The 20,815-nt window shown below is 59.2% G+C and carries 19 protein-coding genes; 6 read left to right on the top strand and 13 right to left on the bottom strand.

The window, feature by feature from the left end:
- Nucleotides 1-88: 88 nt before the first annotated feature.
- Nucleotides 89-1,420 carry a dicarboxylate/amino acid:cation symporter gene (locus K0H48_RS08070; RefSeq protein ID WP_017138374.1) on the bottom strand — a complete coding sequence of 444 codons (1,332 nt, stop codon included), beginning with the start codon at nt 1,418-1,420 and terminating at the stop codon, nt 89-91.
- Nucleotides 1,421-1,759: 339 nt separating this feature from the next.
- On the opposite strand from K0H48_RS08070, the gene K0H48_RS08065 reads away from it, so the two are divergent.
- Nucleotides 1,760-2,758 (top strand): AraC family transcriptional regulator, encoded by a 999-nt coding sequence (locus K0H48_RS08065; RefSeq protein WP_219267060.1) that lies wholly within the window; start codon nt 1,760-1,762, stop codon nt 2,756-2,758.
- 358 nt (nt 2,759-3,116) lie between these two features.
- On the opposite strand, the gene K0H48_RS08060 is transcribed toward K0H48_RS08065, so the two are convergent.
- The 3 genes from K0H48_RS08060 to K0H48_RS08050 are packed head-to-tail and all read right to left on the bottom strand — an operon-like array spanning nt 3,117 to nt 5,464.
- On the bottom strand, nt 3,117-4,463 hold the full coding sequence (locus K0H48_RS08060; protein ID WP_138814225.1) for an ATP-binding protein: 1,347 nt from the start codon (nt 4,461-4,463) through the stop codon (nt 3,117-3,119).
- The gene (locus K0H48_RS08055) at nt 4,460-5,137 is read right to left on the bottom strand and encodes a response regulator (protein WP_017138377.1); all 678 of its coding nucleotides are present in this window, start codon (nt 5,135-5,137) and stop codon (nt 4,460-4,462) included. Before K0H48_RS08055 ends, K0H48_RS08060 begins: the two co-directional genes overlap by 4 nt.
- A gap of 18 nt (nt 5,138-5,155) precedes the next feature.
- Nucleotides 5,156-5,464, bottom strand: a complete 309-nt coding sequence (locus K0H48_RS08050; protein WP_219267059.1) for a hypothetical protein — start codon at nt 5,462-5,464, stop codon at nt 5,156-5,158.
- Nucleotides 5,465-5,602: 138 nt separating this feature from the next.
- On the opposite strand from K0H48_RS08050, the gene K0H48_RS08045 reads away from it, so the two are divergent.
- Nucleotides 5,603-6,319, top strand: a complete 717-nt coding sequence (locus K0H48_RS08045) for a 4'-phosphopantetheinyl transferase (RefSeq protein WP_219267058.1) — start codon at nt 5,603-5,605, stop codon at nt 6,317-6,319.
- Nucleotides 6,320-6,400: 81 nt separating this feature from the next.
- Here the strand turns inward: K0H48_RS08045 and K0H48_RS08040 are convergent, their stop codons facing one another.
- Both K0H48_RS08040 and K0H48_RS08035 read right to left on the bottom strand, forming a co-directional pair.
- Nucleotides 6,401-8,011 (bottom strand): ATP-binding protein, encoded by a 1,611-nt coding sequence (locus tag K0H48_RS08040; RefSeq protein ID WP_219267057.1) that lies wholly within the window; start codon nt 8,009-8,011, stop codon nt 6,401-6,403.
- Entirely contained in the window at nt 8,008-8,733 is a 726-nt protein-coding gene (locus K0H48_RS08035; RefSeq protein WP_219267056.1) for a response regulator, read from the bottom strand. The genes K0H48_RS08040 and K0H48_RS08035 overlap by 4 nt, the downstream gene beginning before the upstream one ends.
- Before the next feature lie 551 nt (nt 8,734-9,284).
- Here K0H48_RS08035 and K0H48_RS08030 point away from each other — a divergent pair.
- Nucleotides 9,285-12,179, top strand: a complete 2,895-nt coding sequence (locus K0H48_RS08030; RefSeq protein WP_219267055.1) for a ribonucleoside-diphosphate reductase subunit alpha — start codon at nt 9,285-9,287, stop codon at nt 12,177-12,179.
- A gap of 84 nt (nt 12,180-12,263) precedes the next feature.
- On the opposite strand, the gene K0H48_RS08025 is transcribed toward K0H48_RS08030, so the two are convergent.
- The 5 genes from K0H48_RS08025 to flgB all read right to left on the bottom strand — a co-directional run bounded on the left by K0H48_RS08025 (nt 12,264) and on the right by flgB (nt 16,485).
- Nucleotides 12,264-13,343: a hypothetical protein gene (locus K0H48_RS08025; RefSeq protein ID WP_219267173.1), complete on the bottom strand. Its 1,080-nt coding sequence runs from the start codon at nt 13,341-13,343 to the stop codon at nt 12,264-12,266.
- 188 nt (nt 13,344-13,531) lie between these two features.
- The gene (gene flgE, locus K0H48_RS08020) at nt 13,532-14,842 is read right to left on the bottom strand and encodes a flagellar hook protein FlgE (RefSeq protein WP_138814218.1); all 1,311 of its coding nucleotides are present in this window, start codon (nt 14,840-14,842) and stop codon (nt 13,532-13,534) included.
- A 31-nt stretch (nt 14,843-14,873) separates the two neighbouring features.
- A complete protein-coding gene (gene flgD / locus K0H48_RS08015; protein WP_219267054.1) occupies nt 14,874-15,605 on the bottom strand; it encodes a flagellar hook assembly protein FlgD in 732 nt (243 codons plus the stop codon).
- Between the two features lie 16 nt (nt 15,606-15,621).
- Nucleotides 15,622-16,074 carry a flagellar basal body rod protein FlgC gene (flgC, locus tag K0H48_RS08010; protein WP_017138385.1) on the bottom strand — a complete coding sequence of 151 codons (453 nt, stop codon included), beginning with the start codon at nt 16,072-16,074 and terminating at the stop codon, nt 15,622-15,624.
- Nucleotides 16,075-16,077: 3 nt separating this feature from the next.
- Entirely contained in the window at nt 16,078-16,485 is a 408-nt protein-coding gene (gene flgB, locus K0H48_RS08005) for a flagellar basal body rod protein FlgB (protein WP_219267053.1), read from the bottom strand.
- 324 nt (nt 16,486-16,809) lie between these two features.
- Here flgB and K0H48_RS08000 point away from each other — a divergent pair, with 324 nt between their 5' ends.
- Complete coding sequence (locus K0H48_RS08000) at nt 16,810-17,589, top strand: hypothetical protein (RefSeq protein ID WP_219267052.1); 780 nt, start codon at nt 16,810-16,812, stop codon at nt 17,587-17,589.
- A gap of 89 nt (nt 17,590-17,678) precedes the next feature.
- Here the strand turns inward: K0H48_RS08000 and cheR are convergent, their stop codons facing one another.
- Together cheR and K0H48_RS07990 are read right to left on the bottom strand one after the other, a co-directional pair.
- A complete protein-coding gene (gene cheR / locus K0H48_RS07995) occupies nt 17,679-18,506 on the bottom strand; it encodes a protein-glutamate O-methyltransferase CheR (protein WP_017138387.1) in 828 nt (275 codons plus the stop codon).
- Nucleotides 18,507-18,549: 43 nt separating this feature from the next.
- Nucleotides 18,550-19,482, bottom strand: coding sequence for a chemotaxis protein CheV (locus K0H48_RS07990; RefSeq protein ID WP_138814213.1), 933 nt, complete (start codon nt 19,480-19,482; stop codon nt 18,550-18,552).
- 95 nt (nt 19,483-19,577) lie between these two features.
- Here K0H48_RS07990 and flgA point away from each other — a divergent pair, with 95 nt between their 5' ends.
- Entirely contained in the window at nt 19,578-20,336 is a 759-nt protein-coding gene (gene flgA / locus K0H48_RS07985) for a flagellar basal body P-ring formation chaperone FlgA (protein WP_138814212.1), read from the top strand.
- Nucleotides 20,337-20,477: 141 nt separating this feature from the next.
- Nucleotides 20,478-20,804 (top strand): flagellar biosynthesis anti-sigma factor FlgM, encoded by a 327-nt coding sequence (flgM, locus tag K0H48_RS07980; RefSeq protein WP_219267051.1) that lies wholly within the window; start codon nt 20,478-20,480, stop codon nt 20,802-20,804.
- Nucleotides 20,805-20,815: the final 11 nt, after the last annotated feature.

The raw sequence follows: 20,815 nt of genomic DNA, 5'->3' as shown, positions 1-20,815 counted from the left end.
AAACCCAAAGCGCCACGTCAGAAACGCAAACGCCCCGAACCAGTCGGGGCGTTTGCAGGCGTTGGGTGTTGTTCACACCCTGGGCAATTTACTTGATAGCAGGAGCAGGGCCTTCGGCCACGCCCAGGTCATCTTCCGGACGGGTATCGGAGATACCAGTGCCGCCGGATGCCAACTCGCTGTGCAGCTTGTCGGTGTCCAGTTCTTTAACCCACTTGGCCACAACAATGGTGGCAACCGCGTTACCCACCAGGTTGGTCAGTGCGCGGGCTTCGGACATGAAGCGGTCGATACCCAGGATCAGCGCCAGACCGGCAACCGGCAAGTGGCCGACGGCCGACAGGGTGGCAGCCAGTACGATGAAGCCCGAACCGGTCACACCTGCAGCGCCTTTGGAGGACAGCAGCAGCACCAGCAGCAGGGTGATCTGGTGGGTGATGTCCATGTGGGTGTCAGTCGCCTGGGCGATGAACACGGCAGCCATGGTCAGGTAAATCGAAGTACCGTCGAGGTTGAAGGAGTAGCCGGTCGGAATCACCAGGCCTACTACGGATTTCTTCGCGCCCAGACGCTCCATCTTGATCAGCATGCGTGGCAGTGCGGACTCGGAGGAGGAAGTACCCAGTACGATCAACAGCTCTTCACGGATGTAACGAACCAGCTTCAACACGCTGAAACCGTGGGCGCGGCAGATGGCGCCCAGCACTACCACCACGAACAGGATGCAGGTGATGTAGAAGCAGATCATCAGCTGACCCAACTGCACCAGCGAACCTACGCCGTAGGCACCGATGGTGAACGCCATGGCGCCCAGGGCACCGATTGGCGCGAGCTTCATGATCATGTTGATGATGTTGAACATCACGTGGGCGAAGCGATCGATGAAGTCCAGCACCGGCTTGCCGTAGGCACCCAGGCGATGCAGGGCGAAACCGAAGATCACCGAGAACATCAGCACTTGCAGGATGTCGCCGTTGGCGAAGGCACCGACGATGGTGTTGGGGATCACATTGAGGATAAAGCCAACCACGCTCTGGTCTGCACCGGCGGTCACGTAGGCCGCGACTTTGGAGGCGTCCAGGGTCGCTACGTCGATGTGCATGCCGGCGCCCGGTTGCACGACGTTGACGACGATCAGGCCGATCAGCAGGGCGATGGTGGAAACAACTTCGAAGTACAGCAGCGCGTAGCCGCCGGTTTTGCCCACCGATTTCATGCTTTGCATACCAGCGATGCCGCTGACAACGGTGCAGAAGATGATCGGCGCAATGACCATTTTGATCAGCTTGATAAAGCCGTCACCCAGTGGCTTGAGGGCCACGCCGGTCTGCGGGTAGAAGTGACCGAGCAAAATACCGATAACGATTGCGACGATCACCTGGAAATACAGGGATTTGTAGATTGGCTGACGAGTCGTCATTGCAAAGTTCCTCAATCGCACCGTGTGGCAAAGATCCGCCATTGCCCACGACACTTGAATTGCGAACCCTCCTGCACTGGAGGGATTTGTTGTTTGCGAGGTCTGTAGGAACAAGCCTGCGCTGTAGTTCTTATCGCAAACGCCGTGCCACTTTGCTAAAAAGCCCTGAAGGCCTTTAGACATCAGGGCCGAGGCCACGCACCACGTCATCGACACTGTGGATGAGGTGGCGGAATTCCGCCCACCCACCCAATCTCGTCCTACAATTTGGCGGATATCCGCCTTGTCGCCCCAGCCGGTGATGGCTAACATCCGCCACTCCATGGACGAGGCCCTCACATGCGTGAACGTACCATCGCCAGTCACTACGCCCGCGCCGCCCTGGGCGGTGCGCGCCGCGCGGGTTACGACTATTCGGGCCTGCTGCTGCAAGTGGGCATCACCCCGGAGCTGCTGAGCGAACCCCGCGCCCGCATCGCCCCGGAGCAATTTACCCGGCTGCTGCAGATGCTGTGGCTGGCGCTGGACGACGAATACCTGGGGTTTGCCGAAGGCCCGAGCAAGCGCGGCACCTTCGCCATGATGTGCCACGCGCTGATTCACTGCCGCACCCTGGAGAAGGCTCTGGAACGCGGCTTATTATTTTATAGCCTATTCCCGCAGGGTCCGCGCTGGCAGCTGAGCAGAGAAGGCGACATGGCCCGCTTGAGACTGGACGATTCGCAATTGTGGGACCCGGACCACTTCCTCAGCGAGTGCCTGCTGGTGATCTGGCATCGCCTCGGCAGTTGGCTGATCGGCCAGCGCATCCGGCTGCAACAGGCCACGTTCAGCTACCCGATGCCGGCTCATGCGGGCGAATATGATTTGCTGTTCCCCTGCCCTCAGGTATTCGACGCGCCGAACAGCAGCCTGGTATTTCCCGCTCGTTACCTGGCTCTGCCGTTGCTGCAGGACGAGCGCACCCTCAAGCACTTTCTCGAGCGCTCACCCGCCGACCTGTTGTCGCGCCCGGATGAAGGCGACAGTTTAAGCAGCCAACTGCGTCGCCTGCTCAGCCGCGACCGCACGCCCTGGCCGGACCTGGAAGCCGTCGCCCAGCACCTGCACATCAGCCCGCAAACCCTGCGCCGCCATTTACGTGAGGAAGGCACCAGCTTTCAGGCGCTCAAGGATGAGTTGCGGCGGGACATCGCCATTTATCACTTGGGGCGTGCGGATTTGTCGCTGCAGGAGATTGCCGAGCAATTGGGGTTCTCTGAACCGTCGGCGTTTCACCGGGCGTTCAAGAAGTGGACGGGGCTGACGCCGGGGGCTTACCGCGCGCAGGAGAGTTAGAAGTGTAGTGCCTGGGCGGGCCTCATCGCGGCATAGGTATCTACACAACCGGTTAACACGAAGTCCGTGGCCAGTGAGCTGTTGTGGCGAGCAGGCTTGCCCTGCGTTGGGCTGCGAAGCAGCCCCAGTAAAGGCACTGCAATTTTCCTGAAAGAACTCAGTGTCTGGGTTTGGGGCCGCTTCGCGGCCCAACGCAGGGCAAGCCTGCTCGCCACAGGAGAAATTGACTGCCTTCAGAAGTTGTATAGATACCTATGCTCATCGCGGGCAAGCCCGGCTCCCACAGTTGAACGGGTTCACACAATCAAAAAGGTGGGAGCTGGCTTGCCTGCGATGGGGCCGGTAAGGGCAATTAAGATCAAGCTGCCGGAAAGTGAATCTTGAACGCCGCGCCACCCAACGGTGAGTCACCCAGGGTCAAACGCGCGTTGTAGCTTTCAATGATGTCCTTGACCACCGCCAAGCCGATACCCTGCCCCGGATGTTGACGGTCCAGCCGCTCGCCCCTTTGCAGAATCCGCGCACGCTGATCGGGCGGCACGCCAGGGCCGTCATCTTCGATGCACAACTCAGTACCTTCAAGGTTCTCCGTCAGGCTGATGCGCACTTCACTCAGGCACAGGCGATAGGCGTTTTCCAGCAGGTTGCCAAGCATTTCCAGCAAGGCGCCCTTCTCGATCGGCACATCACACTCGGGCGGCAACTCGAAGGTCACGGTCACGCGCTTGTCGCGGTAAACCTTGTCCAGCGTGTCGCACAGGCTTTGCAGTACCGGTTCGAGGCGCACCTGGTGACGCACCAGGCCGCTTTTGCGCAGGCTGGCGCGCTGCAACTGGTAGCCGATCTGTTGGCTCATGCGTTCGATCTGCGATTGCAGCACCCAGGCCTGGCCGCGCTCTTCCGGGCGCTGGGCCATGTCTTCGCTCACGCCCTGCAACACCGCCAGCGGAGTTTTCAGGCTGTGGGCCAAATCGTCGAGGGAGTCGCGGTAGCGCGCCCGTTGCTCGCGCTCGCTGTGCAGCAAACGGTTGAGCGAGCCGGTCAGGCGCAGCAGTTCGCGCGGGTGTTCTTCGGTGAGGCTTTCGCGGGTGCCGCCTTCGATCTGGTCAAGCTCCTGGCTCAAGCGCCGCAAGGCTTGCAAGCCCCAAGTCAGGCCCAGCCACAACAACGTCAACAATACGAGCAAGGCTGCGCCGAAACCCAGGTAGAGGTTTTCCTGCAGGCCTTCGAGGGTCAGTTGGTATTCACGCACCGGTTGCAGCGCGACGATACTGAACGCCGCGCTCTTGCCGCCCAGCAGCTTGACCTCGACGTCATACACGAAGAACTCCTGGCCATTGGCTTCGCGAATCCGCGCAAATTCATTGCCGCGCCCGTCGTAGCGCGGCTTGTAGTTGATGTTTTCTTCCTGGGTCGCCCGCGAGCGCCACACCAGATGGCCTTCACGGTCGTAGATGTAACCGAGCAGGCGACTGTCTGTGAGGTTGAAGCGTTCGTCCGGCAACTGCGCCGGCATCAACAGGCGGTTGTTTTCGACCCGCGCGGCGGAAATCAGCGTGGTGACGTCCGAGGCCAGGCGCTGCTCGATGGAATCCTGCAGCGCCAGGCTGAACGCGCCTTGCATCGCGGGCAACAAACCCAGCATAAACAGCACAGCCAGGGTGGTGGCCGCGAGCATCAAGCGCACACGTAGCGAGCGAATCAACGGCAGCGCTCATTGAACAGGTAGCCCAGGCCACGCACGGTGTCGATCGGCTTGAACCCGGCCGGGCCTTCCAGCTTGCGGCGCAGGCGCCCGACCAGCACTTCGATCACGTTCGGATCACGCTCGTCGTCATCGGGGTAGAGCTGTTCCATCAAGCGGTCTTTGGCGACCACCTGCTGATGGTGACGCATCAGGTATTCGAGAATCCGGTACTCGTAGGCCGTCAGCGCCAGCGGTTGCTCATCCAGCGAGGCTTGCTTGCGATTGAGGTCCAGCAGCAACGGCCCGGCGACGATGGTCGATTGGGTAAACCCACTGGAGCGGCGCAGCAAGGCGTTCATGCGCGCCTCCAGCTCTTCGAACTGGAACGGCTTGACCACGTAATCGTCGGCACCGGCGGCCAGGCCTTCGACCTTGTCCTGCCAGTTGCCGCGCGCGGTGAGGATCAGGATCGGGAACGTCTTGGCCTGGCTGCGCAGTTGGCGGATCAGGTCCAGGCCGCCCATGCCGGGCAGGCCCAGGTCGATAATCGCCAGGTCATGGTTGAATTGGCCGGTCTGATACAGGGCCTCCTCGGCATTGGCCACGGCTTCGACCACATGGCCGCTGTCGGTCAGGCGGGTGAACAGGTGATGGCGCAGCAGCGCCTCATCTTCCACGACCAGCAATTTCATAAGGCTCTCCAAGGCGATTCAACTGTCCGACAGGGGGATATCATAGCGGCCCTGCAAGTCTTGCGGGCGCAGTTTAATGCCATTGTATTGGCCCGTCAGGTGTTCGTAGCCGGTACGGTAGGCTGGTTGCGGCAGGGTCATGCCCAAAGATTGGCCCCAGGGCGCGGCGTGGCTGCCCACTTCTTCGAAGCTCACACGTTGGATCAGGTTGCTGGATTTCCTGGTTTTCTCGCTGCCGAAAGCGGCAAAAGCACCGTCCGAAGCCTGAACCCCGGCAGTGGCGCCGAGCATGCTTAAGGCCAGAATCAGCTTTTTGATCGCAGTCATGGGGCTTACCTCTACGCGTTTTGGCTGTTGAAGCCAGACTACGCAGGCGCCCCTGAACTCCCCCTGAACGGGCTCTGAACCGGGCCTGAACCGTTACGGGCTATCCACCGGCGCGCCAACTGACGCAAAATACCGCGCATGACGCCTCTACCCGCTTGCTGCACCCCGCTCAATGCCCACTGGCCACTGCCCATCCCGCTGCCGGGCACGGTGTTCTTGAGCACGCGATTCGACCCGGCCTTGCTGCTCGCCGATGACTTCCAGCGCAGCGCTGTGCCGCCACCCGCCAGCATTCAGCGCTCGGTGGCCAAGCGCCAGGCGGAGTTCCTGGCGGGTCGCCTGTGCGCCCGTGCAGCGCTGCAACAGCTTGACCATCTGGATTGCGTGCCCGCCATCGGCGACGACCGTGCGCCGGTGTGGCCTGGGCATATCAGCGGCTCCATTACCCACAGCACCGGGCACGCAGCGGCGATTGTCGGGCACAAGGCGCAATGGCGCGGGCTGGGGATGGACCTCGAAAACGTGCTGTCACTGGAACGAGCGGAACGTTTGGCTGGGGAGATTCTCACCGCCGACGAGCTGCTGCGCATGGCGTCTGTGCCGCGCGAACAGGTTGCCTTGTTGGTGACGCTGACGTTTTCGGTTAAGGAAAGCCTGTTCAAGGCGCTCTACCCGATTGTGCAGAAGCGCTTCTACTTTGAGCATGCCGAGGTGCTTGAGTGGTCGCAGGCTGGGCGCGTGAGGTTGCGGTTGCTGACGGATCTGTCTGCTGAGTGGTGTTATGGCAAGGAGTTGGAGGGGCAGTTTGCGCTGGAGGGGGAGCAGTTGTTGAGTTTGGTGGCTATCGGCGCCTGAACTACCACCTTCGCAGGCAAGCCAGCTCCCACAGGGGAACGCATTCCAAATGTGGGAGCTGGCTTGCCTGCGATGGCGGCCTTATGTTTTATCCTGATCCCTGGGCCAACTCAGACTAAAGCACGCCCCACCCAGGTTGTTGCTCTTGCTGATCAACGCCCGCCCGCCATGCCAATAAATAATCCGCCGCACAATCGACAAACCCAGACCATGCCCGCCTGAAGCTCGCGTGCGACTGTCGTCCAGACGCAAAAAGGGCGTGAATATCCGCTCCCAGGCGCTTTCCGGCACGCCCGGCCCGTCATCCTCCACATCAATGCGGCAACGCACCTGGCCCACTTGATAACTGATCAGCACCCGGCCCTGGGCATGGCGCATCGCATTGCCCACCAAGTTTTGCAGGGCACGGTGCAGGTAACGCGGCTCGGCGTCGACCCAGGCGTCATCCCAATGCGCCGATGACAGGCAGATACCCCGGGTGACACTGACCTGCGGGCGCAGTGGCGATAATTCGCCGATTACCTGATCGAGCAAGGCATCGAGGTCGACCCGCTGGAAATTCAGCTCCGGCGCACCTTGCTCCAGGCGGGCGTAGGTGAGCATTTCGTCGACCAGGCCGTCGAGGTCCTGGATATCGCTGTCCATGCCTTCCATATATTTACGCCGCGCTTCTGGTGTGGCGGCGTCGCCGATCATCTCCAGGCCGAAACGCAGGCGCGCCACCGGGGTGCGCAATTCGTGGGAGACGGCGCGCACCAGTTCGCGCTGGATCGCCAGCAATTGCTGCAAGTGCTCGGCCATGCCGTTGAAGGCGGCGGCCAAACGCCCTACTGAATCGGCGCCACGTGCCGGTACGCGCACTTCCAGGTTGCCTTTGGCAATGCGCGTGGCCGCCGCCTCCAGGCCTTTGAGGCGGCGCTCAAGCTGGCGCACCAATAAATAGACGATCAAACCGATCAGCGTGAGGCTGATCAACGCGATCAGGATCAGCCACTGCGGCGGGTACGGGTTCATTTGATACAGCGGGCCGATTTCCAGCACCCACGGCGTGCCGACCATGCCGGCGAATACGCGAATGGAGTCACCGCCCTTGCCCAGCGCCATCACCGTGTCGCCCTCCGCGACGCGGCGGCGCTGGTCGTCATCCATATCTGCCTGATCCAATGTCATCAGGTGCATCTCAAAACCAAAGCCCTTGGCCTCTTTTATGTCCGCCAGGCGTTGCGGCTGCTCGGCCACCGGGAAACGCACCAGTTCGTCAGCCAGCAGGTAAATCGTCGCACGCGCCAGTTGCTCGCTGATCTGCTGCACTTCACCGGTGAGCACCAGTTGCGACTGTTCGCTGACCAGGCGCAGCACGCGCGCGGCATGCGGGCCGGTCTGTTCCACCAGCACCTGGCCACGTTGCAGGCGGTTGCGCTGGGTCAGGTCCAACTGCGCGTCCGCCAACGGCCGCAATTCCAGGGGAATGCCGAGCAAGCGCTCCCACACCGCCAGGGCGCGCTGGCGCTCGATGGGGCTCATGGGTTGCAGGTTGTCGCCCATCAGCGCAAAGGTGCCGTGGGCCAGGCGCTCACGGTACTGGCCGCTGCGCACTTCATTGAGCAGGTGCAAGGCCAGCACGCCGAGCAACGCCACCAGGATCAGCGCCGCGCACATGCCGCCGTAGATGCGCAGGAAGATCGAGTTCACAGCGGCATGTCGGCGGCAGCTTCAGGCACGAACAAGTAGCCTTTGCTGCGGATGGTCTTGATCAGCCGCGGGTGAATCGGGTCGTCGCCGATTTTGGGCCGGATACGCGAGATGCGCACGTCGATGGAGCGGTCCTGGCCGTCGTAGCCAACCCCGCGCAAGGCGATAAAGATTTCTTCGCGGGACAGGATGCGCCCGGCATTCGCCACCAGCAGCCACAGCAGGTCGAACTCGGCACTGGTCAGTTCGATGCTGCCTTCATGCAGCCAGGCTTCGCGCAGGGCGTTGTCCACCACCAGTGGGCCGAATTGCAGGCGCCGCTGGTTTTCCACGGCGGCGGGTATTGCCGGCTCGCTACGCCGTAACAACGCCTGGATACGCGCGAGCAACAGGCGCGGGCGCACGGGTTTGCACACATAGTCGTCGGCGCCCATGTCCAGGCCTTGTACCTGGTCCATGTCGTCGGTGCGGGCGGTGAGCATCAGAATCACGCCGTCATAGCGCTCACGCACTTTGCGGCAGATGCTCAGGCCGTCCTCGCCGGGCAGCATCAGGTCGAGGATCACCAGGTCTGGTTGTTCGGCGATGATGCGCGCCGCCGCCTGGGCGCCGTCGCTCTCCACGGACACCTGCAAGCCGTTGCTCTCCAGGTAATCACGGGTCAACTCGGCCAATCGCTCGTCGTCCTCGACGATCAATATCTGCCAGGCTTCTTGCTCCATGCGCTACCTCGGTTCTCATTATTGTCATGTGCAGCAAACACACTACTGCCTCTTTTTATAGAGGCCGATTGTAGCCATGGGCCAGCCATCAAACACAAGCCGGGAATCCATTCGGTGATCACCATTTTTATGATAGGGTTCGCGCCCTTCGAAAATCGGCAGGTTGTTTTAAAGCCGAAACATTTAAAGACAAACGGTTCAATCCAGCAGTAATGCGGCCTACACAGCGATTCAACCTTTCTTACACATTTTACCCACAGCGTTATCCACAGGTTACTGCGTTGCCAACCCTACGAAAACGCATTATCTTGTACCTAGACGACTTGAAAGACCCTACATGTGGGGTTTTTGATAAAAGCGTCCAACCACACAAGTGGCTAAAAACTCAAGCGTTTTATTGCTTACACAGCATGGAACCAACCGATTTTCAGTAGACCAAACCGCTCACGCGGATGGCAGCTGTTTCCCATCCCCGATATGGAAAACGGTACGGGTGTTGCAGGAAGAGCCTGACACTCGCAATCAAATATAGAACGTGGAGACAACCCCCCATGCAAACCGACACAACTCGCGAGAACCCGCAGGGCTCCGTGCCGCAGGCCGCTGATTCGAACCTGGATCTGTCCGCCACCGCACCTGGCCAACTGCGCGTGATCAAGCGTAACGGCACTGTCGTTCCTTACACCGATGACAAAATCACCGTCGCCATCACCAAAGCGTTTCTTGCAGTTGAAGGCGGCACCGCTGCCGCTTCGTCGCGCATTCACGACACCGTTGCCCGCCTGACCGAACAAGTCACCGCAACCTTCAAGCGTCGCATGCCATCGGGCGGTACCATCCACATCGAAGAAATCCAGGACCAGGTCGAACTGGCCCTGATGCGTGCCGGCGAGCAGAAAGTGGCGCGCGACTACGTGATCTACCGTGACGCCCGTTCCAAGGAACGCGCCGTGCGCTCCCCGGCTGAAGAAGCGGCCGTGCACGCTCACCCGTCGATCCGTATCACCCTGGCCGACGGCAGCTTTGCGCCGCTGGACCTGGGCCGCCTGAACACCATCATCACCGAGGCCTGCGAAGGCCTGGAAGAAGTCGACGGTGACCTGATCCAGCGCGAAACCCTGAAAAACCTGTACGACGGCGTAGCCCTGACCGACGTCAACACCGCCCTGGTGATGACCGCCCGTACCCTGGTTGAGCGTGAGCCGAACTACTCGTTCGTGACCGCGCGCCTGCTGATGGACACCCTGCGTGCCGAAGGCCTGGGCTTCCTGGGCGTGGCCGACAGCGCCACCCACCACGAAATGGCTGACCTGTACGCCAAGGCGCTGCCGGCCTATATCGCCAAGGGTATCGAATTCGAATTGCTGAACCCGATCCTGGCCACTTTCGACCTGGAAAAACTCGGCAAGGCGATCAACCACGAGCGCGACCAGCAGTTCACCTACCTGGGCCTGCAAACCCTGTACGACCGTTACTTCATCCATAAGGACGGTGTGCGCTTCGAACTGCCGCAAGTGTTCTTCATGCGCGTGGCCATGGGCCTGGCAATCGAAGAGAAGCACAAAGAAGACCGCGCCATCGAGTTCTACAACCTGTTGTCGTCCTTCGACTACATGTCGTCGACCCCAACCCTGTTCAACGCCGGTACCCTGCGTCCACAGCTGTCGAGCTGCTACCTGACCACCGTGCCGGATGACCTGTCGGGCATCTACCACGCGATCCACGACAACGCCATGCTGTCCAAATTCGCTGGCGGCCTGGGCAACGACTGGACGCCGGTTCGCGCCTTGGGTTCGTACATCAAGGGCACCAACGGCAAATCCCAGGGCGTTGTGCCGTTCCTCAAAGTCGTCAACGACACCGCCGTTGCGGTCAACCAGGGTGGCAAGCGCAAAGGCGCTGTGTGTGCCTACCTGGAAACCTGGCACATGGACATTGAAGAGTTCATCGAGCTGCGCAAGAACACCGGTGATGATCGTCGTCGTACCCACGACATGAACACCGCCAACTGGATCCCTGACCTGTTCATGAAGCGTGTCTTCGATGACGGCCAATGGACCCTGTTCTCGCCGTCCGAAGTACCGGATCTGCACGACCTGACCGGCAAGGCCTTCGAAGAGCGTTACGAGTACTACGAAGCCCTGTCCCAGTACCCAGGCAAGATCAAGCTGTTCAAGACCATCCAGGCCAAAGACCTGTGGCGCAAAATGCTCTCCATGCTGTTTGAAACCGGCCACCCATGGCTGACCTTCAAAGACCCGTGCAACCTGCGCAGCCCGCAGCAGCACGTGGGCGTGGTCCACAGCTCGAACCTGTGCACCGAGATCACCTTGAACACCAACAAGGACGAGATCGCCGTTTGCAACCTGGGCTCGATCAACCTGCCGAACCACATCGTCAACGGCAAGCTGGACACCGCCAAGCTGGAACGCACCGTCAACACCGCCGTACGCATGCTCGATAACGTGATCGACATCAACTACTACTCGGTGCCACAGGCGCAGAACTCCAACTTCAAGCACCGCCCGGTCGGCCTGGGCATCATGGGCTTCCAGGACGCGCTGTACCTGCAGCACATTCCTTACGGTTCGGACGCTGCAGTCGAGTTCGCCGACAAGTCCATGGAAGCGGTCAGCTACTACGCGATCCAGGCTTCCTGCGACCTGGCCGACGAGCGCGGCGCCTACGAGACGTTCCAGGGTTCGCTGTGGTCCAAAGGCATCCTGCCGCTGGACTCGCAACAGATCCTGATCGAGCAGCGTGGCCAGAAGTACATCGACGTTGACCTGGAAGAATCCCTGGACTGGGCGCCGGTACGTGCCCGTGTACAGAAAGGTATTCGTAACTCCAACATCATGGCCATCGCACCGACCGCGACCATCGCCAACATCACTGGCGTATCGCAGTCGATCGAACCGACCTACCAGAACCTGTATGTGAAATCGAACCTGTCGGGCGAATTCACCGTGATCAACCCGTACCTGGTTCGCGACCTCAAGGCTCGCGGCCTGTGGGACTCGGTCATGATCAACGACCTGAAGTACTACGACGGTTCGGTGCAGCAGATCGAGCGCATCCCGCAAGAACTCAAAGAGCTCTACGCGACAGCCTTCGAAGTGGACACCAAGTGGATCGTTGACGCCGCCAGCCGTCGTCAGAAGTGGATCGACCAGGCGCAGTCGCTGAACCTGTACATCGCCGGTGCTTCGGGCAAGAAACTCGACGTGACCTACCGCATGGCCTGGTACCGTGGCCTGAAAACCACTTACTACCTCCGTGCCCTGGCCGCGACCAGCACCGAGAAGTCGACTATCAACACCGGTAAGCTCAACGCTGTTTCCAGCGGCAACCACGGTGATGATTCGGTGCTTGCAGCGCCAGCCGGCCCGGCGCCAGTGCCGAAGGCTTGCGCGATTGACGAGCCGGATTGCGAAGCTTGCCAATAAGCTGAGTGAGTCCTGGGCTTGAACGCCCAGGATATAAAAAACCGATAAACCTGGATGCATTTGGGTTTATCGGTTTTTTTTGCGCTACGTGAATGCGTAAGCGTTGCCTTCCCGGGGTGTTTCGCCGCGGTCACCCCACGCTTCTATGCGCCCGCCAATCACCGCCATTGAATGGCCGCCATAATCCACAACACCCAGCCTGCCGCTTGCCAGCTCGGCACTCGAAGACTGCCTGTAGAGACCTTTCAGCCCAAGCCGGTCCAGCGCTTCCCAACCCATTTCGCCATTGTTCAAACTTTGCATCGCATGAGCGAAACTCTGTTTTGCAGTATTGGGGTTGTCATCATAGCCATTGCCTTCCATTTGAGCCCGCTTGGCGCTCGCGGCATACATGAAATTTGCGTCGGTAAGCATGCCCGGATTATCGCCCTTGAACTGCGCGTAAGTGGCTGCATGCCTTAACTCGCCCTTCGATAAAGCAAGCTCGAAACCGTCTCGCATTTTCACGTAGTAACCACCTCCCGTCTCTTTCACCTCCTTGAAGACGTCGGTAGGTTTTTGACCAAACTTCATCATCGCGCCCTTTATCGCCGACACGGTGACACAATTGCCGTCAGGGCCCTGGCTGAAGCCACTCCAGATATTGTCCGGCTTTTTACCTGGGTTGCTTGCATCCACCTGGTAGTTGAAGTACTTGGAGCCCTCGGTAATCGGCAGATTACTCATGGGTTCGCGACCGCCGAAATCCTTCGGATTTACCCTGACACCACCACCACCACCACCACCACCACCGGGTGACGGTCGAGGAGCAGGTGCTGGAGACGGCTCATCCGCAAATAAATCCGGAAACAGCCTCTTCAACAATGCGAGCAAATCGGTAGACGCGTCCTTCTTCAGTTGCTCAAGGATCTCCTTGAACTTCTCGCCCCCCAGCGCTTTGCGCTTTTCGTTGAGCTTGTCCCGCAAGTCCTGGGCAGTTTGGTTTTTATTGCCCTTTTCGGCCTCATCCAACTGTTTGAGCATCTGGGCGACGTTTTTTTTATCGGCGTCTACGTCATCCTTTTTGTTCTCTGAACGGCTTACGCCCCACAGGTTTGGCCCCGCACCACCCACGCCATAACGCACACCCCCAGCCCCATGGCCAGACATCGACGAATTCCACATAGCCATTCCCCGTAAGATCCACGACCTTTAAGTCCGATAAGTGGAAAGAACGGCGTAGTCAGTTCCAACAAAGGCAGTTCAGCTTGCAGTCGAGCGCAGGGTGGGAATCGTCTCTGCCCAGGACAACAGGCAAAAAAAAGCCCCTCGCTAGAGGGGCTTTCATTCACAGCCGTGTCAGGCCAACCGCATCAGGTCATCTGAATAATGGTCTGCATGATAGTGCTCTGGGTAGAGATGGTCTTGGCGTTGGCCTGGTAGTTGCTCTGGGCCTTGATCAGGTCCACCAGCTCGTTGGTCAGGTTGACGTTGGAGTTCTCCAGGGACTTGGACACGATCGAACCCAAGGTGCCGGATTGCGGGGCATCGTAACCCGGCTGGCCCGAGGCGAAGGTCTCTTTCCAGGTGGTGCCACCCGCTGGCTGCAGGCCCTGTTCGTTGTTGAAGCTGGCCAGGGAGAGCTGGCCAATGGCCTTGCTCTGCTGGTTGCTGAAGGTGGCGAACAGCACGCCGTTACCGTCGATGTTCAGGCCGGTGATCTGGCCGGTGGCGTAGCCATCGGTGACCGGCGGGTTACGGTAGGTGGCCGAGTTGTACTGGGTGATGTTGCCCATGTTAATGGCAATACCGCCAGGGTTGGCATTCGCGCCGTTTTTGGTCCACACACCATTGGTCACGGTGCCCGGCACCCAGCCGTTCAGTTGCAAGGTGGTGCTGGAAGTGGTGCCGGTAACAATCCCGGTGAGTTTGCCGGCGCCGTCAAAGCTCAACGTCGATGCAACTGGTGGCGTCGAGCCTGTGCCGGTCGGCGCCGAACCATCAGGGTTACGGCCGTCGATCAGGGTGTAGGACTTCCAGGTGTTGGAGTCGGTTTTGACCAGGTACTGCACCATCGGGTGCGCGTTGCCCTGGGTGTCGTACAGCGTGGTGTTGTACTGGGTGCTGAACGAGCTGGATTCGGTTGGATCGAACGGGTGGGCCGTTTGGTCGATTACCGGCGAAGACGAGTTCAGGTTACTGGTGGAATCCACTTTGGTGGAGGCCTTGGGCGGCAGGTTCGACAGGTTCAATTGCAGGTCGGTCAGCGCGCCCTTGATGATGTTGCCATCTGCATCCGCCGCGTAGCCTTGCAGGCGCGAGGTGCCGGTGTTGTTGGTGATGTAGCCGTCTTTGTCCGAACGGAAGGTGCCGCTGCGGGTGTATTCCAGCGAACCGTCACTGCCCTTCTGCACGAAGAAGCCGCCGCCCTGGATCGCCATGTCCAGCAGGCCGCCGGTGTTGTTGACGTCACCTTGAGTGAACTGCTGGGACACCGCCGCCAGGTTCACGCCACTGCCGACACTGTTCTGGCCAGTGCCCAGTTTGGACGCCGCGTAGATGTCGGAAAACTCCGCGCGGGACGATTTGAAACCCGTGGTCGCAACGTTGGCAATGTTGTTGCCGGTTACGTCCAGTTGTTTGTTGGCCGCATAGAGGCCGCTAAGGCCGATGTTAAAAGACATGTTTCTCTCCTTCTGCCGTATTTAGCCGGCTCTATGTACCGATAGTCTGGATTTGCGACAGCTTGACGCTGCCCATGCCGCCGGCAAGGTTGAGCAGCATTTCGCCGCCGGTCTTGCTCAACGTCACGCTGGTGACTGTTGCCGGCAGCGACGTCAACAGGGCAACCGCGTCGCCTTTGTCATTCTTGGTGCTGGCTGCGAAGGTATAAGTGCCGGCGGGTGCGACTTCACCTTTGTCGTTCTTGCCATCCCAGATAAAGCTCGAATCACCGGCGCTTTGGGCGCCCATGTCGATGGTGCGTACCACGTTGCCGTCTTTGTCGGTGATTTTCACCGAGACATTGCCCGTCGCTGCCGTCACGGCCACCGAGCCGGTCATGCTTTTGCTGGTATCAACCATGGCTTTGTCGGTCTGGGTGATGATCGAACGCCCGACCAGCGAAGACGCCTGCAGTGCCTGCGAGGAGCTGAAGTTGCTGGAGATCGCATTCACCGAGTCGTTCAGGGTGTTGATGCCTTCCAGGCTGCTGAACTGTGCCAACTGGGCCACGAACGCGCCGTTGTCCTGAGGCGACAGCGGGTTCTGGTTTTTCAGCTGGGTCACCAGCAGTTGCAGGAATGCATCCTTGCCCAACGCCTGGTTGCCCGTGGCCGCCTTGGCAGCACCATTGAGGCCGCTGTTGTCTGTGGCGGTCTTGACCTTGGAGTTGAACAGGTCCTGGACCGCCGTGTTGGGTGTAGAAGTGGTATCAACAATGGCCATTATTTGGCGCCCCTTATCACTGACCCAGGGTCAGGACCTTCTGCATCATGGTTTTGGCGGTGTTCATCATTTCCGCGTTGGTCTGGAACGAGCGGCTGGCGGAAATCATGTCTGCCATTTCCTCGACCACGTTGACGTTGGGGTAGTAGACGTAACCCTTTTCGTTCGCGGCCGGGTGGTTAGGCTCGTAGCGGGCTTCCAGGTTGCTCTGGTCTTCGACCACGCCGAGCACCTGCACGCCTTGACCCGCCGCGTCCTGGTTCTGGAACAGCGAATCACCGCTGCCGCTCTGGCCGGCTTGGCCGCCCTGGAACATGGTGGCGAATACCGGATGACGGGCGCGGTAGGTCTGGTCAATGCTCGAAGACACAGTCTCGGCGTTGGCGATGTTACTGGCGACGGTGTTCAAACGCGTGGTCTGCGCGCTCATGCCACTGCCGGCAATATTGAAAACACTGGCGAGGGACATGGCTTACTCTCCACGCAGGGCTGACATCAGCCCTTTGAATTTGCTGTTAAGCAGGGTGAAGCTGGCCTGAAAGTTCACCGAGTTCTCGGCGTAGGCCGATTGCTCCAGCTGGGCGTCGACGGTGTTCTGGTCGATCGACGGCTGCATCGGCGTGCGATACAGCAGCAACTCGTCACCATTGCCCAGGCCTTGCGCTTCGATATGACGGCTGTTGGTCATGTTCAAAGCGAAGGTGCCGTTCTTGGTCTTGTCCTGCTGTGCGGCGAGCACGGCGGAGAAGTCCAGGTCCCGAGCCTTGTAGTTCGGGGTATCGGCGTTGGCAATGTTGTTGGCCAGGACTTCGGCACGCTGGGCGCGGAAGCCCAGGGCTTGTTCGTGGATACCGAGCGCTTTATCGAAGCTGATGCTCATGGCGGAAACCTTTAGGCTGACCTGCTGTTCGTAACTGGGTTATAGCAAGGTGCATGCCAATTAGCGCAAGGCCCGTTATTCAAGGGGTTGCGCAAGGTTTGACGGCGGCAATGCCAGAAAAGCGGCAATGGGCTTCCGCGTGGCGCCAGTTAAGCGGCAATGGCGGTTGCCGCTTTTACAGTCGGTGGCAATATTCAACAGGCTGCCCCAATGTGCCGGAGACCTTGACCGCTCATCTGCACTGTCATTTCTGACAGTTGTGGCGCCTGCCCCTCTGCGTGCCTCATCGGGTAATCCCCTACATGCGTAAAGCAGAGGCACACCATGCTTGATATTCCAGCCCTCAAATTCATCCTGCAAGACAGAAGACAACCCATTCCAAACCTGGATACCCGCCTGATCGTGGGTGACGTAGTTGAGTTGCTGTGTGATTTCGCCGTGCAACGGTTGGACTTTATCAATGTGAGCATGAGCAGCCGTATCGTCGGGGGCTATTACAATCTGGGTTTCCAAGTGGGAACTGACGCACCGTCACTCAAGATTTACCTTCCAAAAGACGTGGTTATTGCCAACTCAGGCAATAATGTTCAGTTACTGCTGCGCATCCGGCGCGACATGTCCTATTCCGCACCAGACGCAACCGTGTCCATCGACGCAGGCGGCATCGTTGTGCCTATTCCTGGCACAGTGTGGGATTTCGCCGATGGCACGTTCCAAGGCTGGGTACCTCCGACAATTTATGCAGGCGGGAAGCTGTACGTCGTCAACGGCAGCGTGGTCGTTGACCTGCCCAACAGCCAGGTAACCCGCGCTCACATCATCACTCGACCCGTATCGGTGATCGCAGGGCGCACCTACGATGTCAGCTTTGAGGCCATGGGTGGTACAGCCGCTGGAGATGGCTCGACGCTGTACCTGGCGGTTAATGGCAGACGAATCGGCGACAAAGTACAAAACATAACCAACGCGTCAAAACAGACCGGAACCGGGACATTTACCGCAAGCAGTACCGGCACTGTGCATTTGGGTATTTTCAACGAGAATATCCCCCGCACGAACAATCTTCTATTCCTGGGCAATATCCAAATGACACCCAGGCCCTAAGCACCGTCCGTGAAATAAACTGGCGCTTTGCGCGCATAAAAAACGGGAAGCCTTTGCGGGGCTTCCCGTTTTTTATGCTCAAGGCACCTTCACTTGGCCTGATAAATGATGCCAGGACTGCACTGCACCATCTGGTAATGATCCGGTAGCCCGTTGAGCGCTTCGGACGCGCCAAGAAACAGATAGCCCCCGCGTTTGAGCGTACCGTGAATGCGCAACAGAATGTCCTTCTTCACTTCCGCAGAGAAGTAGATCAGCACATTGCGGCAAAACACCATGTCGAACTTGCCCAGACTGGCATAGCTGTCGAGAAGGTTGAACGAGCGAAACTCCACCCGGCTCTTGATCGGCGCCTTGACCGCCCAGCGCCCTGCCCCTTTGGGGTCGAAAAAACGTTGCAGGCGTTCCTGGGACAAACCACGGCCCAGGGCCAGGCTGTCGTATTCGCCGGTCTTGCAGTTGGTGAGCATGGTGCCGGACAAGTCGGTGGCGACAATTTGCGCACCGGCCTTCAATTGGCCCATGTTCGTGCGCTCGAACTCATCGATCGACATCGAGATCGAGTACGGCTCCTGCCCGGACGAACAGGCCGCCGACCAGATACGCAGGCGCTGGCCCGGGCTGGCCTTGATGGCCTCCGGCAGCACTTTGTTCTTGAGCACTTCAAAGGGGTAGGTATCACGAAACCACAAGGTTTCATTGGTGGTCATGGCATCCACCACCATTTCCTTGAGCCCGCTGCGCGGCTGGCCCTGGATGCGCTGGACCAACTCACCCAGGGACTTAATGCCCTGCTGTTCCATCAGTTTGTTGAGACGGCTGGATACCAGGTACTGCTTGTTTTCACCGAGCAATATGCCACAGGCTTTTTCCAGGAAGACCCGGAACTGTTCGAAATCCAAATTACCCGTAGACAATGATACCGCCTCTTAAATCGTGTGACCGCCAGGGGAATGCCCCCTAGCCGTGATCTGCTGCCTTGATCCGGTCGACTACCCGGGATGCCAGGTCATCAGGGCGGAATTTGGCCAGGAAGTCATCGGCACCGACCTTCTTGACCATCGCCTGATTGAAAACACCCGACAATGAAGTATGCAGGATGATATGCAATTTTTGCATGCGTGGGTCGTTACGTATCTCGGCCGTGAGGGTGTAGCCGTCCATTTCCGGCATTTCAATGTCGGAGATCATCATCAGGAACTCTTCTTCCGGCTTCTTGCCTTCGTCCACCAGCTTGCGCAGGTAATCCAAAGCCTGGCGACCATCGTTCAGGGCCACCACTTCCACGCCGACCGTTTGCAGGCAGCGGCTGACTTGCTTGCGTGCCACCGAGGAGTCGTCCACCGTCAGCACGCGCAGCGACACCGCTTTGTGCGCGGTTTCTGCGTCTACCACGCCCACCGAGATGGTTTCCGAGGTGGGTGCGACTTCGGCGAGGATCTTCTCCACGTCGATGATTTCGACCAGCTGGTTATCCACCCGCGTCACCGCCGTGAGGTAATGATCGCGCCCGGTGCCCTTGGGCGGTGGATGGATCTCCTCCCAGTTCATATTGACGATGCGCTCCACCGAGCGCACCAGGAAACCCTGGGTCTTGGTGTTGTATTCGGTGATGATCACAAAAGGGTTTTCGCGGTCTTGCAAACCTGCCGAACCGGTGGCCATGGCCAGGTCAAGAATCGGGATGGTCGCGCCTCGGATATTCGCCACGCCGCAGACCACCGGGCTGGATTTGGGCAATATGGTCAGCTTGGGGCACTGCAGCACTTCCCGCACTTTAAACACATTGATGCCGTACAGCTGCTTGCCGTCCAGGCGAAAAAGCAACAGTTCCAGGCGATTCTGCCCTACCAGCTGTGTACGCTGGTTTACTGAGTCCATTACTCCTGCCATGCCTTGACTCCTACGCTAAAACCTTTGGCTATACCTACAAGGGCAACGACGCTCACCCAACGCTAAACGGCACGAGCTTTGCTATTTATTGGTTTATGAACCTTAAAACGACAGTTTCCCGACGCATCCCACGCTACCGCAGATTGCTCTGCGTCACGATGGCGCTGCTTGCCTTGGGCTCAGGCACCACGGCTCGCGCAGATAATGTCACCTTGCCTGATCTCCTTATCGGCGTCACTCAAGGCTTTCTTGAATTCACTGTAGAAGATTATCTGGCGACCACTCAGACGCCGGGGCGTTATGAAATCCAGGTCAACCAGTTAGACCCGCGCCTGCGTATGCCCATGTGCGACAAGGAATTGACGGCCAGCCTCGAAAGCCCGGCCCAACCGATTGGCCGCGTAACGGTAAAAGTGCGCTGCGAGGGCGCTTCACCCTGGACCGTGTTCGTGCCGGCGCAGGTCAAACTGTTCCGTGACGTCGTGGTGGTCACGCGTCCGCTCAAGCGCACCGGCATCATTGGTTTTGAAGACGTGGCCTTGCGGGAACGCGACATCAGCCTGATCAACCAGGGCTACCTCACCTCTGTAGATCAAGCCATCGGGCAGAAACTCACCCGACCAATGGTCACCGACCAAGTCATTACACTGGTGCATCTGGAACAGGCAGAAGTGATTCGCAAGGGCGATCAGGTGGTGATTTCCGCCAGCAGCGGCGGGCTGACGGTAAAAATGCCGGGGGAGGCGCTGTCCAACGGCGGGATGAGCGAACAGATCAGGGTCAAGAACCTCAATTCCAACCGCGTGATCAAGGCGCAGGTGACCGCGCCAGGCCAGGTTGAGGTGGCGCTATAGATCACTGGTGTGAAACGCCAGCTTTTCCTACACTGTGCGTGGGATGGCGACCTGTACAGGTTTATTGTCAATCGAGCCTAAAGTTTGTCCGGGTATGGCCGAAAACATGGCAAGCGTCCAAATACCCAGAGGTTTTTTAACATGGTCATTGATTTCAGTCGTTTAAATAACACCCAGGCTTTGCCGGGCAATACGCGCACCAGCGGGGCCAAGGACAGCGTAGAAGCCAAGTCCCAGCCAGCACCTGCGGCCAAGACAGAACAGGCCGGCGCCAGCCAGAGCGGGGAATCGGTACACCTGAGCAATGAGGCTCAACAATTGCAGAAGGTCACTGACTCGCTGAGCGATCAACCCGTTGTCAATAAAGCCCGCGTGGCCGAATTGAAACAGGCAATCGCTGATGGCAGCTATAAAGTCGACAGCAATCGTGTCGCCAGCAAGCTGCTTAACTTCGAAGCCGAGCGCTAGGCAAAGGCCTG

Origin of the sequence: Pseudomonas sp. Xaverov 259 (assembly GCF_019352915.1) — a bacterium.
In the GTDB taxonomy this organism is placed as follows: domain Bacteria; phylum Pseudomonadota; class Gammaproteobacteria; order Pseudomonadales; family Pseudomonadaceae; genus Aquipseudomonas.
Note: the sequence above shows the minus strand (reverse complement) of the source record. Positions and strands in the feature narration are given on the sequence as shown.